The organism is Parageobacillus sp. G301, assembly GCF_030268025.1.
GTDB classification, from domain to species: Bacteria; Bacillota; Bacilli; order Bacillales; family Anoxybacillaceae; genus Parageobacillus_B; species Parageobacillus_B toebii.
In genome coordinates, this window is the sequence record NZ_BSDB01000001.1 from 1171069 (window position 1) to 1187392 (window position 16324).

Consider the following 16324-nt stretch of genomic DNA (forward strand, 5'->3'; position numbering starts at 1 on the left):
TCTCTTACTCGCATCCATTTTATTTTCCCCACTCTTCCGGGTTTTCCCGCCATTTTCTCAAAGTGGCGAGGTCTTGTTCTGTCACGACGCCCAGTTCGACTGCGGTTTTAATAAGTGTGTCGTAATCCGTCAGTGTATACACTTCTACGTTATTTTCCGCAAATGCCCGTTTTGCTTTTTCGAGTCCATACGTAAAAATGGCGACGATGCCAAGTACTTGGCAGCCTGCTTCCCGCAATGCGCGACCGGCATTCAAAGAGCTTCCGCCTGTAGAAATTAAGTCCTCAACGACAACGACCTTTTGCCCCTTGTCGACTTTTCCTTCAATCTGCTTTCCTTTTCCGTGGCCTTTTGCTTGGCTGCGCACGTAGCACATCGGTAAGTTTAGACGTTCGCTCACCCATGCTGCATGTGGAATGCCGGCTGTGGCGGTTCCGGCGATTGCTTCGACGTCTGAAAAATGTGCGCGGATCAGCTTAGTGAGCCCATCGGCGATCGCGTTTCGTACGTTCGGATACGCAAGTGTAAGACGGTTATCGCAATAAATCGGCGATTTCAATCCGGACGACCAGGTAAACGGTTCTTGCGGCTCTAGCGATACCGCACCAATTTCAAGCAAATGTGCAGCGATTTCTTTTTTCATTTCTTCTCTTCTCCCTTCCATTCCTGTTGCAAACGCTTGTAAGCTGCAATTGGATTTTCTGCGCGGGTAATGCTTCTACCGATGACGATAAAGCTTGCGCCGAGTTTTTTTGCTTCATATGGGGTGACGACGCGGACTTGATCATTTTTTTCGTCATCGGCAAAGCGAATGCCTGGGGTAACGGTCAAAAAGGCTTCTCCGCAATGTTTGCGGATAAGCGGCACTTCTTTCGCCGAGCAGACGACCCCGTCAAGCCCGCTTTGTTTCGCCAGTGCCGCGTAATGAAGCACCGTTTCTTCCATTGTCCGGCCGATCCAAAGTTCGTTATGCAGCATTTGCTCGCTTGTGCTCGTCAGTTGCGTGACGGCGATGCAATATGGACGGCGCGCTCCGTTTGGCGTTCCCGCTTCTAATCCTTCGAGCGCCGCTTCCATCATCCGCGTTCCACCGGCGGCATGGACGTTGACTAAATCGACCTCTAAACGGGCCAATCCCTGCATGGCGCGTTTGACCGTATTCGGAATATCATGCAGCTTTAAATCAAGGAAAATCCGATGTCCTTGTTCTTTTAAGCAATGAATGATCGCGGGGCCTTCTTGATAGTATAATTCCATTCCCACTTTGACAAATAGCGATGTATGAGAAAATGGTTGTAAAAATGTTCGTACTTCCTTGCTCGATGAAAAATCAAGCGCCACAATAAACGGATCGTTCACCTTTTTTCCAGCTCCTTCCCGTGCATTCGGAAATGTGGTCGATGCCAAGCTCGTCCAAAAGCGCCGGCAGTTTGTCAATAATGTTCGGGCAGACGAACGGGTCGATAAAATTCGCCGTCCCAATTGCGACGGCGCTGGCGCCGGCATAGAAAAACTCAATGACATCTTCGGCAGATTGAACGCCGCCCATGCCGATAATCGGAATCGAAACGGCTTGGCTTACTTCGTAAATCATGCGGATCGCAATCGGCTTAATCGCCGGTCCCGATAATCCCCCGGTTCGGTTCGCCAAAATCGGCTTTGCAGTTTTCACATCGATGCGCATGCCAAGAAGTGTATTAATCATCGTTAGTCCGTCCGCTCCCGCCGCTTCAATCGCTTTCGCCATTTCGACAATATTGGTGACGTTTGGCGAAAGTTTGACATAGACAGGCACTTCGGACACTTCTTTCACGAGCTTCGTGAGTTCTGCGGCAATTTCCGGAACGGTGCCAAACGCAATGCCGCCTTTTTTGACATTTGGACAGGAAATATTGAGCTCGAGCGCGCGAACATTTGGCGCTTTGGAAATATGTTTGGCAACCTCTACATATTCCTCCATCGTCGAGCCAGCCACATTCGCGATAATCGGAACATCAAATTGCGCAAGCCACGGCAGTTCTTCTTCCATTACTTTTTCTAAGCCTGGGTTTTGCAAACCGATGGCGTTTAGCATTCCACTTGGCGTTTCCGCCACTCTTGGCGTCGGATTGCCAAAGCGAGGTTCTTTTGTTGTCGCTTTGATCATAATCGCGCCAAGCTTGCTTAAGTCATAAAATTGCGCGTATTCGCGGCCAAATCCGAAACATCCTGACGCCGGCATAATCGGATTTTTAAGCGAAAGCCCAGGCAGTTCGACCGCTAAACGGTTCATAACACCACCTCCCCGGCTTTAAACACAGGACCGTCGCTGCATACTTTTTTATACGCCGTTTTACTGCCAGGAACACGGCAGACGCAGGCAAAACACGCGCCGATGCCGCAACCCATCCGCTCTTCTAATGAAAGATATACTTCTTTATCTGGAAACATTTGTTCTAGTGCCTTTAACATCGGTTTCGGCCCGCACGCGTACAAGACGTCGAACGAAATCGCCCGCTCATGGATGACATCGGTGACAAATCCTTTCGTTCCGTGAGAGCCATCGACAGTGGCGATATACGTTTCCCCGAACTCTGCAAACTCCCGTTCATAAAAGACGACCTCTTTCGTTTGAAAGCCGAGCACGCTTGTGACGATAACTCCTTTTTTGACAAGTTGTTTCGCTAATTCGTAAAGCGGAGGAACACCGATGCCGCCGCCGACAAAAAGCGCGCGCTGTCCTTTCTCTACGGCATCGAGTGGAAATCCGTTTCCGAGCGGGCCGAGCACGTCGATTGTTTCCCCAGGCCGTTTTTCCGAAAGCAATGTCGTGCCAATTCCTTCTTTCCGATAAATGAGCGTACATTCCCTCGCATCTTGATCGATGCGGCAAAGGCTAAGCGGACGGCGCAGGAGCGGGTCCGCTTGCGAAGTCACTTTCACATGGACAAATTGGCCTGGTGCATTCATTTCCTCAACTAAATGGCCGCTTAACGTTAGTTCGTAAATGTTTTTTGCAATCGGCTTGTGACGGACAACCCTCATCTGTTCTTGTTTCATCATGCACGCACCATCCCTTGTGTCATCGCCGTTGTCGAAAACGTCATCGATTCGATGACTTGAAGCATCGCCTTCGCCGTATCCAGCGATGTTAAGCATGGAATGCCGTTTTCGACCGCTTCACGGCGAATGCGGAATCCATCGCTTTCCGGCTGTTTTCCTTTTGTAAGCGTGTTGATGACAACTTGCGCCTTCCCTTGACGAATCACATCTAAAATGTTCGGCGATGCGGAATGGATTTTATTGACGATGGTTACCGGAATGTCCGCTGCTTTTAACGCTTCCGCCGTGCCGTTTGTCGCAAGTAGCTGATAGCCAATTTGATAGAAACGTCTCGCAAGTTCAATCGCATCTTCTTTATCTTTATCGGCAATCGTCAATAGGACAGCTCCGTATGGACGAATATGGATTCCCGAAGCAACTAATCCTTTATATAACGCTTTCTCAAATGTCACGTCTTTGCCGATCACTTCGCCGGTTGATTTCATTTCCGGACCGAGCGAAATATCAACGTTGCGCAGTTTGGCAAATGAGAAGACCGGCGCTTTCACGTATACTCCTTCGCTTTCTTGTTTCAAACCTGTTTCATAGCCAAGTTCCGTGAGTTTCGCTCCTAAAATGACTTTCGTCGCGATATTCGCCATCGGTACATTGGTAATTTTGCTTAAAAACGGCACCGTGCGGCTTGAACGCGGATTTACTTCCAGCACGTACACTTCGCCTTGATACATAACAAATTGGATATTCAATAATCCAACAATGTGCAATCCTCTTGCCAGTTTAATCGTGTAATCGACGATTTTTTGCTTGATGTCCTCCGTTAACGTTTGCGGCGGATAAACGGCAATTGAGTCGCCGGAATGCACGCCCGCCCGTTCGATATGTTCCATAATTCCCGGGATAAACACCGTTTCTCCGTCAGAAATCGCATCCACCTCGATTTCTTTTCCGATTAAATAACGATCGATGAGAACCGGATGCTGCGGGTTTACTTTGACGGCATGCTCCATGTAGTGCAATAGCTCTTCTTCTTGATACACGATTTCCATTGCGCGCCCGCCCAGAACGTATGATGGACGAACAAGCACCGGATAGCCGATTTCCTCAGCAATCCGCACCGCTTCCCCGACGGAAAATGCCGTTTTTCCTTGCGGTTGCGGAATGCCTAGCTCCGATAACGTTTGTTCAAATTTGTCACGGTCTTCGGCGCGGTCTAAGTCCTCAAGCGACGTTCCTAAAATGCGGACGCCGCGCGCCGCTAATTCGGCCGCCAAGTTGATTGCCGTCTGGCCGCCGAATTGTACGATAACCCCGATCGGCTTTTCTAAATCAATGACATGCATCACATCTTCAATGGTTAACGGCTCGAAATATAATTTGTCCGATATGCTGAAGTCGGTGGACACCGTTTCCGGATTGTTGTTGATAATAATCGCCTCATAGCCCGCTTCTTTAATCGCCCAGACCGAATGAACGGTCGCATAATCGAATTCAATCCCTTGCCCGATGCGAATTGGTCCTGAGCCGAGCACAACGACGCTTTCTCGGTCGGTGACGACCGATTCGTTTTCGTCTTCGTACGTGCTGTAGTAATACGGCGTTTCTGATTCAAATTCCGCCGCGCATGTATCCACCATTTTATATACAGGAATGATTCCTGCTTGTTTGCGCATCTCATATACATCGCGCTCACTCTTGTTCCAAAGCTTGGCGATGGCTACATCGGAAAAGCCCATTTCTTTCGCTTTTCGCAGTACTTCGATATCTCCCTTATAGTCACGAACAACGTTTTCAAAGCGGACGATGTTTTCGATTTTGGTTAAGAAAAATCGGTCAATTTGGCTCCACTCGTGAATTTGCTCGACAGTAAAACCGCGGCGAAGCGCCTCGGCAATATAGAAGAGGCGTTCATCTCCCGCTTTGCGAATCCGCTTTTCGATTAACTCATCCGATACATTTTCGGCATCTTTAAGTTCGAGATGGTAGACGTTCGTCTCAAGGGAGCGAACCGCTTTTAACAGTGACTCTTCTATCGTCCGTCCGATCGCCATCACTTCGCCTGTGGCTTTCATTTGCGTGCCAAGACGGCGGTTGGCTGATTCGAATTTATCGAACGGAAAGCGCGGAATTTTCGTCACGACGTAATCGAGCGTTGGTTCAAAACAGGCGTACGTTTTTCCTGTCACCGGATTAATGATTTCATCTAACGTTAAGCCAACGGCAATTTTTGCAGCAAGCTTGGCGATCGGATAGCCCGTCGCTTTTGACGCTAACGCCGATGAGCGGCTGACGCGCGGGTTGACTTCAATAACGTAGTAATGGAAGCTATGCGGATCGAGCGCCAGCTGCACGTTGCAGCCGCCTTCGATGCCAAGGGCGCGAATGATTCTTAGCGACGCGTTGCGCAGCAATTGATATTCACGGTCGCTTAGCGTCTGGCTTGGGGCGACGACGATCGAATCGCCGGTATGAATGCCGACCGGATCGATATTTTCCATGTTACAGACGACGATCGCGTTATCGTTGGCATCGCGCATCACTTCATACTCAATCTCTTTATAGCCGGCGATGCTTTTTTCCAACAAACATTGATGAACAGGACTTAGTTTTAACCCAGTAGAAACGATATCAATCAATTCTTCCTCATTCGTGCAAATGCCGCCGCCGGTGCCGCCGAGCGTAAACGCCGGGCGGACGATGACCGGATAGCCGACCTTTTCGACGAAAGCGTATGCTTCTTCCAAGCTATGAATAATTTCACTTTCCGGAACGGGTTCGCCGAGTTCGTTCATCAGGGCGCGGAATTGCTCGCGGTCTTCTGCTTTTTCGATTGCCTCTAATTTTGTTCCTAAAATTTCAACACCGCATTCTTCCAGCACTCCGGCTTTTGCCAGTTCCACCGCCAAGTTTAGTCCCGTTTGCCCGCCAAGCGTCGGCAAAATCGCGTCCGGACGTTCTTTGCGAATGATGCGCGCAAGAAATTCAAACGTGAGCGGCTCCATATATACTTTGTCGGCAATTTCGGTATCGGTCATAATCGTTGCTGGATTGGAGTTTACTAAAATGACTTTATACCCTTCTTCCTTTAGCGCTAAGCACGCCTGTGTGCCCGCATAATCAAACTCCGCTGCCTGGCCGATGACAATCGGGCCTGAACCGATCACTAAAATCGTTTTAATATCTTGGCGTTTAGGCATGGACGATTTCCCCTTTCTTTTTAAACTCGCGAATCATCGCGATAAACTCATCAAATAACGAGTTGGCGTCCTCAGGACCAGGTGATGCTTCCGGATGATATTGCACCGTAAACGCCGGATAATCAAGATGGCGCAATCCTTCTATCGTGCCGTCGTTTAAAGCGATGTGTGTTACTTCTAATCTTGTATTGTGCAACGATTCTTCTTTGACGGTATAGCCGTGATTTTGCGAAGTGATCGCTACTTTTCCCGTCGCCAAATGCTTCACTGGATGGTTTGAGCCGCGATGGCCAAATTTCATTTTTTCCGTATCGGCGCCGCAGGCAAGCGCGAACAGCTGATGGCCGAGACAGATGCCAAAGAGCGGCACTTTGCCGAGAATGCCGCGAATCATTTCGATCGCTTCCGACACATCTTTCGGGTCTCCAGGACCGTTTGATAACATTACTCCGTCCGGGTGCAAACGCAATACATCTTCCGCGGCCGCGTTATATGGAAGCACAATCACATCGCAATTTCGTTTATTTAATTCGCGCAAAATGCCATGTTTCATGCCGAAATCAACGAGGACAACGCGATAACCTCGCCCCGGGCTTGGATACGGGCTTTTTGTCGAGACGCGCTTCACTTGATCTCTCGGCAGTTCCGTTGTTTTCAAGTATTCGACAACCTCTTGCACGCTTGCATCTAAATCGCAGATCATTCCTTTGAGCGTGCCATATTTTCGAATGATCCGCGTTAATTTTCGCGTATCGATTCCTGATAACCCCGGGATCCGTTTTTCTTTTAAATACTGATCGAGCGTCATTTCGTTTCGCCAATTGGATGGTGAGTCGCATACTTCTTTAACAATGAAGCCATGAACATGCGGTTCAATCGATTCAAAATCATCGCGATTAATGCCATAATTGCCGATGAGCGGATACGTCATTGTTACAATTTGTCCGCAATAAGAAGGATCGGTTAAAATTTCTTGATAACCGGTCATACCCGTGTTAAACACCACTTCTCCGACCATTTTTTCCGTGCTGCCAAACGCGTCGCCGATAAAAAACGTACCGTCTTCTAACACAAGCTGCCGTTTCATTTATTCTCTCCCTTTCTGCCAAACTAGTTTTCCGCCGACAAACGTCATCACCGGCCAACCCTTACATTTCCAACCGGTAAATGGAGTATTTTTCCCTTTGGATACAAACGTCTGTGGATCAATTACTTCTTCGGTCTCTAAATCTATAATCGTAATATCCGCCCTCTCGCCGACAGCAAGCTTTCCAAGCGGCAAGCCGAAGCATTTAGCCGGCTTCACCGTCAGCAAATCAATCAGCTGCTTAAGTGTCAATATGTTCGTTTCGACCAAGTGGGTATAAAGGAGCGGAAACGCCGTTTCCAAACCGACAATGCCAAACGGGGCGGCATTGATTCCTTTTTGCTTTTCCGCTTCCGTATGCGGGGCATGGTCGGTTGCGATAAAGTCGATCGTGCCATCAAGCAGCCCCTCGATTAACGCCTCGCGGTCTTCTTTGCTGCGAAGCGGCGGATTCATCTTATAATTCGCGTCAGGGCCTGGAATATCTTCATCGCATAAAAGAAGATGATGCGGCGTCACTTCCGCGGTGACGCGAATTCCTGCCCGTTTTGCATCGCGGACAACGCGGACCGATTCTTTCGTGCTAATATGGCACACATGGTAGTGACATCCTGTTGCTTCCGCTAATAGCACATCACGTGCGATATGTACCGATTCGCATACGGATGGAATTCCATATAGCCCGTAGCGGTGCGCAAATTCGCCATCATGCACCACACCGTGATTCGTTAACGTGTTATCTTCGCAATGGGCGACAATCGCCATATCCAGTGCAGCAGCCCGCTTCATCGCCTCATACATCATGCCGGCGGACTGCACACCTACTCCGTCATCGGTAAACGCAAACGCACCCGCTTCTTTTAATGCGGCAAAGTCGGTCAGCTCTGTTCCTTGCTGGCCGACCGTAATGGCCGCATATGGAAGCACATGGACATAAGCCGTTTCGCGGATTCGCTTGCAAAGCCATTCCATTTGTTCTTTCGTATCCGGCACTGGTCGTGTATTCGGCATTGCCGCCACTGTGGTAAAACCGCCTTTGGCTGCCGCCAGCGTTCCGGTGGCAATCGTTTCTTTCGCTTCGCCGCCCGGTTCGCGCAGGTGAACATGCAAATCGATAAATCCGGCTGATATCAACTTCCCTTGTACATCGATAACTTCGTCTGCTTCTTCAATGTGAAGCTTAGAGCCGATTGCGGTAATAAATCCATTTTCGATTTTTAGTTCCGTCCGTTCGATCACACCATCTTTATTGAACGACTTGCCATTTTTCAAAATAATTGCCATTGGCCATTCTCCCTTCTTCGATTGCTCGTTTTAACACAGCCATCCGCACATAAACGCCGTTTTCCATTTGCTTAAAAATGCGCGAGCGTTCCGATTCAACAAGGCTGCTTTCAATTTCGACATCGCGATTGACTGGCGCCGGATGCAAAATAATGCTGTTTGCTTTCATCTTTTTCGCCCGCTTTATCGTCAGTCCATAGCGCTCATGATACTGTTCTTTTGTCAGCCCCATTTTTTCCGCATGCCGTTCATGCTGGATGCGCAGCAGCATGACGACATCCGCCTCCGCTACCGCTGTATCAATATCTACATACGTACCATATGGGTTTGCTTCATCTTTCCATTCTTCGGGACTCGAAAATAACACCTTCGCTCCGAGTCTTGTCAGCACTTCGGCATTGGAGCGGGCTACGCGGCTGTGACGAATATCCCCGATGATTGCTACAGTCAGCCCGGCAAATGTGCCAAACTCCTGCCGGATGGTGAGCAAATCTAAGAGCGATTGCGTCGGATGATGCCCGCAGCCGTCACCAGCGTTAATGATGGGAGTGCGGACCGTATGACGAAGCTCTTCAAAATACGCATCTTGCGAATGACGAATAACAAGCGCGGTTACCCCGATCGCCTCAAGCGTGCGGACCGTATCGTACAATGTTTCTCCTTTTTGTACGCTCGACATATCAGCATCAAACGGAATCACGTGAAGCCCTAGTTTCCGTTCCGCCATTTCAAAACTGCATTTTGTCCGTGTACTTGGTTCAAAAAACAAGTTGGCGATAAACATCGGTTCAGGCGGACGCCAAAAATGTCCTTTTCTAAATTGCTCCGCATCCTCTAATAATCGGATAATTTCCGTGACGGACAGTTCAGACAATGTAAACAAATGTGCCATCGTTTTCTCTCCTTTGCTTGATTTTTCATAAAAAACACCCTGCCTAGAGACAGGGTGTTACACAGTTCGCAAAAAGGGACCAGAAAGCAACTTTCGTCTTTCCAGACAACGATCTACCTTTTTCCTTCTCGTCGTAACACCCTTTTAAGTCTCTCTGGACTTAATTAAAAGGTGCAGTTATGCCACATGATCGTTACTATTTTCTTTTACTTCAAACATATTTTCGTTTACTTCCGGGCGACCCGGTAAAATAAGGTTTAAGAGGACACCAATAATTGCCGCAAGCGCCATACCTTGAATTTGGAATTGTTCTGTCACTTTTAACACCGCGCCGCCAATTCCAATGACTAAGATAACAGAAGAGATGACTAAGTTGCGTTTGTCTCCAAAATCGATGCGGCTATCGACAAGCATGCGCAAGCCGGAAGAGGCGATAATTCCGAACAACAAGATCGACACGCCTCCCATCACCGGGGTTGGAATCGAGCTAATAAGCGCGGTTACCTTTCCGATAAATCCAAAGATAATCGCAATCATCGCCGCGCCCGCTAACACGTAGACGCTATAGACCCGCGTAATCGCCAATACTCCGATGTTCTCGCCGTACGTTGTTTTTGGCGGTCCGCCGATAAGCGCAGAAATCATCGTCGCAGTACCATCTCCTAAAATCGAGCGATGCAAACCTGGTTTTTGAATTAAATCGCGCCCGACAACTTTACTTAACACAAGCTGGTGCCCGATGTGTTCAGATAGCGTCACTATCGCGACTGGCACCATTAGCAGCACAATGTCCCACGTGATGTGAACTGGATAATCGACAAATGGAAGGAGAAAATCCGGCATTTCAAACCATTTTGCTTCCGCGACTTTCGAGAAATCAACAACCCCGACAATAAGCGCGTATACATAACCAACGATAATCCCTGCTAGCACCGGGACTAAACTGAGCATGCCGCGCAAGAAAATCGAGCAAACAATCGTTGCCGCAAGCGTGACAAGCGCAACCGAAAAGTACGTGAAACTGTATTTTCCATCGAGGTTGTTCATCGCCATATTCACGGCGGTATTCGCCAATCCAAGACCGATCACAATGATCACCGGTCCGACGACAATTGGCGGCAATAGCTTCATAATCCAACGGTAGCCAGCCTTTTTAATGACGAGCGCCACAATGCCATACACAAGTCCTGCCAGAAAACTGCCGATCATCGCCGCTCCTGGCCCTCCCGATGTTTTCGCTGCAATAATAGGAGCGATGAAAGCAAACGATGAACCGAGGTATGCAGGAACCTGCCATTTCGTGATCATGAGAAAAGCAAACGTTCCGAGCCCGCTGGAAATGAGTGCGATCGACGGGCTTAATCCGACTAAATAAGGCACTAAAATCGTCGCCCCGAACATAGCGAACAAATGTTGTAAACTAAGGGTTAACCATTGCATCGGCGATGGCCTGTCTTGAATATCTAACACAGGTTTGTTCATCGTAAAAACTCCTTTCTTCTTTTGCATAAAAAAACCTCTTTGCCCTTGAGGGTGCAAAGAGGGTACAGAGATAGTCCGAGCCTATCTTTCCGTCCCTTTTGCAGCCTCTCGGGACTGCATTTAAAAGGGATTGCTTTTATTTTTCATGAATGCTGACTTGGTCCAGTTCATCGACTTCCGTCAACTCAACAACAATCAATTCGGAGCTTGATGTTGGAATGTTTTTGCCGACGAAATCAGCGCGGATCGGCAGTTCGCGATGGCCGCGATCGACAAGCACCGCAAGCTGAATTTGTGCCGGGCGCCCAAGGTCCATCACCGCGTCCATCGCCGCGCGCACCGTTCGTCCGGTAAACAATACATCATCCACTAATATTACTTTTTTATTCGTCACATCAAACGGTACATCCGTTCCTTTCACGAGCGGCTCGTGGTCGATCGTTTTTACCGTTAAATCATCGCGATACAATGTAATATCTAATTCACCAACAGGGACTGCTTTTCCTTCAATTTGTTCAATCCGTTCCGCTAATCGTTTCGCTAAATAAATGCCGCGCGTTTTAATACCGATAAGCACACAATCATCAATGCCTTTGTTGCGTTCGATAATTTCATGGGCAATCCGCGTCAATGCGCGGCGAATCGCTTGTTCGTCTAATACGACTGCCTTTTGCATGCCATTTCACCTCCATAAAAAAATCCTCCCGCCCAGGAAGCGAGAGGAACCGTTCACGCGTACAGAACAAGACATACTGCGCCTTACGTACGTTATCATATTGATACTGATCCGATCCCTTCTCAGCCTCACAGGACTGAATTTAAAGGTTCTTATTCATTTGACCTTATTGTACGTTTTCTTTGTCTAGTTGTCAATCACCTTTTCGCAACAATTGTAAAAGATGCTCAAACTCAGGCGGAAGTGGCGCCTCAAACTCCAAATATTCTCCAGTGCGCGGATGGGTAAATCCGAGCACTCCTGCATGTAAAGCCTGCCCGTCAATTGGCAGCGTCTTTTTCGGCCCGTATTGCGGATCGCCCGCTAACGGATAGCCGATATATTTCATATGCACGCGAATTTGATGGGTTCTTCCTGTTTCTAATTGGCATTCGACAAACGTATAGTGACGAAAACGTTCTAACACACGGAAATGAGTGACCGCCTCTTTTCCGTTTTCTTCTGTTACCGTCATTTTTTTACGATCTCGTTTATCACGGCCGATCGGCGCGTCAATTGTGCCATAATCGTGCGGAATCACTCCATGAACAATCGCTTTATATTTTCGTGTCACTGTTTTTTTCATAAGTTGATCGACAAGTGACTGATGAGCCATATCGTTTTTGGCAACCATCAATAATCCAGATGTATCTTTATCAATGCGATGCACAATACCCGGACGAAGCACTCCGTTAATGCCTGATAAATCGGTGCAATGTGCAAGCAAGGCGTTTACGAGCGTGCCGCGCATATGTCCTGGTGCTGGGTGAACGACCATGCCGCGCGGTTTATTGACAACAAGAACATCAGCATCCTCGTAATAAATATCTAACGGAATATTCTCCGGCTCGACATGAAGCGGCTCCGGTTCCGGAAGGCGAACGACGACAACATCGCCAGCTGAACTCTTGTAATTCGCTTTGATATGCTGATCGTTAACGGTGACAAGCCCCTCTTTTATCCATTGCTGCACTTTGGAACGGGACCATTCTTCATTTAATGCTGCAATCACTTTATCAATTCGTTCATTGTCGTATTCCGCATCAATATGAAATTGAATAACATCCATTACCGATTCTCCTTTTCAGTTTTTCCAGCAAAAAACGTTTTAATAAAGACAAGCGCTACACCGATACAAAGTGCGGAATCAGCAATATTAAACACTGGAAAGCTATATGTGCCAATGTATGTATGAATAAAGTCAACGACTTCTTTGCGGAAAACCCGGTCAATAAAATTGCCGATCGCTCCCCCAAGCATAAGGCCCAAAGCAATTCCAAACAACCGCTCTCCGCGCGGCAAACGCTGAATATAGACGACTAACCCAATGACAACGATTACGGTAATCAAATAAAACAGCCAAAACTGCCCTTGTAAAATACCCCATGCCGCTCCGCGGTTACGATGTGAGGTGATATAAAGCACGTTTGGAATGATCGAAATACTTTCACCAAGCTGCATATATTTTACAACGAGCCATTTCGTCCACTGATCGATGGCGATGACCGCCAGCGCAATGATATAGTATATCACCATATTCCCCCCACTCACGTATATCATACCTAATGCATTGTAGCATAATCAGGCAATTATAGACAATTGGATGATGCAATAAAAACAGCGGAGCCGCCGCAATTCGGCAGCTCCGCCAGCTTTAGGCGGAATAATGTTCTTTCACAATATGGGCGCAGCGAGGGCATAATGTCGGATGATCCGCATCTTTTCCTACTTCCGGAGTCACCACCCAGCAACGCTCGCATGTTTCTCCTTCCGCCGGTTTGACGATAACGGCCACATTGGCCAATTTTTGCGCATCTTCTGGAGCGTGTTCATAGTCATCTGCAATCGTAAACTCGGATACGATAAATAACTGTTTTAGATCTTCTTCGATCGATTCAAGCAATTGTCTCGCTTCTTTTGTCGGATATACCGTAACGCTTGCGGTCAACGATTTGCCAATCACTTTTTCGTTGCGCGCCACTTCTAACGCTTTTAACACATCATCGCGCAAGTTCATAAACGCATCCCATTTTGCTACTAGCGCATCTTCGCCGTCAATGTTTATTGTCTCTGGCATATCAACAAGTTGAACGCTTTCTTCTTTTTCTTTTCGATTTGGAATGTGCTCCCATACTTCCTCTGCAGTATGCGGCAAAATCGGCGCTACAAGCTTTGTTAACGCGACAACCGTTTCGTACAATACCGTCTGAATCGAACGGCGGGCGCGATCGTTTGGCGCTTCGATATATAAAATATCTTTTGCAAAATCTAAATAGAAAGCACTTAAATCAACAGTACAGAAATTGTTCACATCATGATAAATGGACGCAAAATCATACGTTTCATAGGCATGCTTTACGTTTTCAATCAAATGGTTTAATTTTACAAGCATGTAGCGGTCGACTTCGCGTAATTCGTTAACCGGAACCGCATCTGTTTCTGGATTAAAGTCGAATAAGTTTCCGAGCATAAAGCGGAACGTATTGCGAATTTTGCGATATACTTCCGCCACTTGTTTTAAAATGCTGTCTGAAATGCGAACGTCTGCTTGATAATCAACAGAAGCAACCCATAAACGCAAAATGTCGGCACCAAGCTGTTCCATCACTTTCGCCGGCACAACGACATTGCCGAGCGATTTGCTCATTTTCCGCCCTTCTCCATCGAGAACAAATCCGTGGCTTAATACAGCTTTATACGGTGCTTTACCGGTAACAGCGACGGCAGTCGAAAGCGAAGAGTTAAACCAGCCGCGATATTGGTCGGAACCTTCTAAATATAAATCTGCCGGGCGTTGTAAATCATCACGTTCTACAAGTACTGCCTGATGGGAAGAACCGGAATCAAACCATACATCCATAATGTCTGTTTCTTTCGTAAAAATACCGTTCGGGCTTGATGGATGCGTAAATCCTTCCGGTAATAAATCTTTCGCCTCACGCTCAAACCAAACGTTCGAACCATATTGACGGAACAAGTTAGATACATGTTCAATCGTTTCGTCCGTAATAATTGGTTCACCGTTTTCCCCGTAAAAGACTGGAATCGGTACCCCCCATGCACGTTGACGGGAAATGCACCAATCGCCGCGGTCGCGAATCATATTATGGATGCGGATTTCGCCCCATTCCGGAATCCATTTTGTTTCTTTAATGGCCTGAAGCAGTTCACCGCGAATTTTATCGATGGATGCAAACCATTGTGTCGTAGCACGGAAAATCGTCGGCTTTTTCGTACGCCAGTCGTGCGGATACGAGTGAGTGATGAAACTGAGTTTTAAAAGCGCCCCGACTTCTTCTAATTTTTGCGTAATCGCTTTGTTTGCTTCATCGTAAAACAGTCCTTCAAAGCCTGGCGCTTCGCTTGTCATATAGCCGCGCTCATCGACTGGACATAGCACATCCAAGCCGTATTTTTGCCCGACAATAAAGTCATCTTCCCCGTGTCCAGGCGCGGTATGAACGCATCCTGTTCCGGCGTCTGTCGTAACATGTTCTCCGCAAACAACTAAAGAATCGCGGTCATAAAACGGATGTTTTACCACGACATATTCTAAGTCTTTTCCTTTGATCGTTTTCACAACCGTTACTTCGTCCCAGCCGATTTCTTTCGCAACAGATTCTAATAACGCAGCAGCAACGACATATTTTGTACCGTTTGTTTCCACCACTTGATAATCAAGGTCTGGATGGACGGCAATCGCTAAGTTTGCTGGAATCGTCCAAGGTGTTGTTGTCCAGATAACGATCTTTTCGTCGCCGTCAAGCACTCCTTTCCCATCTTTCACTGGGAATGCAACATAAATGGAAGGGGAACGTTTATCTTTATACTCAATTTCCGCTTCCGCCAACGCCGATTCGCTTGATGGAGACCAATATACCGGCTTTAGGCCTTTATAAATAAGTCCTTTTTTCGCCATCTCGCCAAACACTTTAATTTGTTGTGCTTCATATTCCGGTTTCAACGTAATATACGGATTTTCCCAATCGCCGCGCACGCCAAGACGCTTAAATTGCTCGCGCTGATTATTAATTTGTTCATACGCATATTGTTCACAAAGCTTACGAAATTCCGCAACGCTCATCGATTTTCGGTCAACTCCCTTTTTCGTGAGCGCTGTTTCAATCGGAAGTCCATGTGTATCCCATCCAGGAACGTATGGCGCGCAATAGCCGCTCATCGATTTATAGCGGACGATAATATCTTTTAAAATTTTATTTAAAGCGTGTCCCATATGAATATCGCCGTTCGCGTACGGCGGCCCGTCATGCAGCACAAACAACGGGCGTCCTTTTGTCCGTTCTTGCACTTTACGATAAATGTCCATTTCTTCCCATTTTTTCTGGATTTCTGGTTCACGCTTCGGTAAGTTTCCGCGCATCGGAAATTCCGTTTGTGGCATTAACAGCGTTTCTTTGTAATCCATGTTCATTCCTCCTATCCTTTTATTTCATGTATAAATGAGCGAAATAGATAAGCAGCTGATCAAGTTGGAAAGACAGTAGAAACGCAAAAAACCGCTCTCTCCCAAAAAGGGACGAGAACGGTCTCGCGGTACCACCCTTATTGGCTATGTATGCCATAGCCCACTTTGCATTCGTAACGTGAATGACACGCCACTGCCTACT

Annotated in this window: 13 protein-coding genes and 1 other annotated feature (1 of these 14 cut by a window edge); all 13 genes read right to left on the reverse strand. The window is 47.5% G+C overall.

Annotation, left to right across the window (positions count from 1 at the left end):
- Positions 1-19: 19 nt before the first annotated feature.
- On the reverse strand, positions 20-643 hold the full coding sequence (pyrE, locus tag QSJ37_RS05905) for an orotate phosphoribosyltransferase (protein WP_285754314.1): 624 nt from the start codon (positions 641-643) through the stop codon (positions 20-22).
- Positions 640-1359, reverse strand: a complete 720-nt coding sequence (pyrF, locus tag QSJ37_RS05910; RefSeq protein ID WP_285754315.1) for an orotidine-5'-phosphate decarboxylase — start codon at positions 1357-1359, stop codon at positions 640-642. Before pyrF ends, pyrE begins: the two co-directional genes overlap by 4 nt.
- Positions 1331-2272, reverse strand: a complete 942-nt coding sequence (locus QSJ37_RS05915; RefSeq protein WP_285754316.1) for a dihydroorotate dehydrogenase — start codon at positions 2270-2272, stop codon at positions 1331-1333. Before QSJ37_RS05915 ends, pyrF begins: the two co-directional genes overlap by 29 nt.
- Positions 2269-3042, reverse strand: a complete 774-nt coding sequence (locus QSJ37_RS05920) for a dihydroorotate dehydrogenase electron transfer subunit (protein ID WP_285754317.1) — start codon at positions 3040-3042, stop codon at positions 2269-2271. The genes QSJ37_RS05915 and QSJ37_RS05920 overlap by 4 nt, the downstream gene beginning before the upstream one ends.
- Positions 3039-6236 carry a carbamoyl-phosphate synthase large subunit gene (carB, locus tag QSJ37_RS05925; protein ID WP_285754318.1) on the reverse strand — a complete coding sequence of 1066 codons (3198 nt, stop codon included), beginning with the start codon at positions 6234-6236 and terminating at the stop codon, positions 3039-3041. The genes QSJ37_RS05920 and carB overlap by 4 nt, the downstream gene beginning before the upstream one ends.
- The gene (locus QSJ37_RS05930) at positions 6229-7323 is read right to left on the reverse strand and encodes a carbamoyl phosphate synthase small subunit (protein ID WP_285754319.1); all 1095 of its coding nucleotides are present in this window, start codon (positions 7321-7323) and stop codon (positions 6229-6231) included. The genes carB and QSJ37_RS05930 overlap by 8 nt, the downstream gene beginning before the upstream one ends.
- Positions 7324-8607, reverse strand: coding sequence for a dihydroorotase (locus QSJ37_RS05935; RefSeq protein WP_285754320.1), 1284 nt, complete (start codon positions 8605-8607; stop codon positions 7324-7326). It lies immediately after the preceding gene.
- On the reverse strand, positions 8570-9499 hold the full coding sequence (locus QSJ37_RS05940; RefSeq protein WP_285754321.1) for an aspartate carbamoyltransferase catalytic subunit: 930 nt from the start codon (positions 9497-9499) through the stop codon (positions 8570-8572). The genes QSJ37_RS05935 and QSJ37_RS05940 overlap by 38 nt, the downstream gene beginning before the upstream one ends.
- Positions 9500-9676: 177 nt before the next feature.
- Positions 9677-10981, reverse strand: a complete 1305-nt coding sequence (locus tag QSJ37_RS05945; protein WP_285754322.1) for a solute carrier family 23 protein — start codon at positions 10979-10981, stop codon at positions 9677-9679.
- Between the two features lie 136 nt (positions 10982-11117).
- Entirely contained in the window at positions 11118-11657 is a 540-nt protein-coding gene (gene pyrR, locus QSJ37_RS05950; protein ID WP_081189378.1) for a bifunctional pyr operon transcriptional regulator/uracil phosphoribosyltransferase PyrR, read from the reverse strand.
- Between the two features lie 193 nt (positions 11658-11850).
- Positions 11851-12765 carry an RluA family pseudouridine synthase gene (locus tag QSJ37_RS05955; protein ID WP_285754323.1) on the reverse strand — a complete coding sequence of 305 codons (915 nt, stop codon included), beginning with the start codon at positions 12763-12765 and terminating at the stop codon, positions 11851-11853.
- Positions 12765-13247 carry a signal peptidase II gene (lspA, locus tag QSJ37_RS05960; RefSeq protein WP_483313580.1) on the reverse strand — a complete coding sequence of 161 codons (483 nt, stop codon included), beginning with the start codon at positions 13245-13247 and terminating at the stop codon, positions 12765-12767. The genes QSJ37_RS05955 and lspA overlap by 1 nt, the downstream gene beginning before the upstream one ends.
- Positions 13248-13350: 103 nt before the next feature.
- Positions 13351-16122, reverse strand: a complete 2772-nt coding sequence (ileS, locus tag QSJ37_RS05965; RefSeq protein ID WP_285754325.1) for an isoleucine--tRNA ligase — start codon at positions 16120-16122, stop codon at positions 13351-13353.
- A 104-nt stretch (positions 16123-16226) separates the two neighbouring features.
- Positions 16227-16324, reverse strand: a binding site (T-box leader); it runs 120 nt beyond the window's last position.

Bases quoted from the DNA above. Each gene is read 5' to 3' on its own strand.
- pyrE (WP_285754314.1), bottom strand. From the start codon at position 643: ATGAAAAAAGAAATCGCTGCACATTTGCTTGAAATTGGTGCGGTATCG.
- QSJ37_RS05915 (WP_285754316.1), bottom strand. From the start codon at position 2,272: ATGAACCGTTTAGCGGTCGAACTGCCTGGGCTTTCGCTTAAAAATCCG.
- QSJ37_RS05920 (WP_285754317.1), bottom strand. From the start codon at position 3,042: ATGATGAAACAAGAACAGATGAGGGTTGTCCGTCACAAGCCGATTGCA.
- carB (WP_285754318.1), bottom strand. From the start codon at position 6,236: ATGCCTAAACGCCAAGATATTAAAACGATTTTAGTGATCGGTTCAGGC.
- QSJ37_RS05930 (WP_285754319.1), bottom strand. From the start codon at position 7,323: ATGAAACGGCAGCTTGTGTTAGAAGACGGTACGTTTTTTATCGGCGAC.
- QSJ37_RS05935 (WP_285754320.1), bottom strand. From the start codon at position 8,607: ATGGCAATTATTTTGAAAAATGGCAAGTCGTTCAATAAAGATGGTGTG.
- QSJ37_RS05940 (WP_285754321.1), bottom strand. From the start codon at position 9,499: ATGGCACATTTGTTTACATTGTCTGAACTGTCCGTCACGGAAATTATC.
- QSJ37_RS05945 (WP_285754322.1), bottom strand. From the start codon at position 10,981: ATGAACAAACCTGTGTTAGATATTCAAGACAGGCCATCGCCGATGCAA.
- pyrR (WP_081189378.1), bottom strand. From the start codon at position 11,657: ATGCAAAAGGCAGTCGTATTAGACGAACAAGCGATTCGCCGCGCATTG.
- QSJ37_RS05955 (WP_285754323.1), bottom strand. From the start codon at position 12,765: ATGGATGTTATTCAATTTCATATTGATGCGGAATACGACAATGAACGA.
- ileS (WP_285754325.1), bottom strand. From the start codon at position 16,122: ATGGATTACAAAGAAACGCTGTTAATGCCACAAACGGAATTTCCGATG.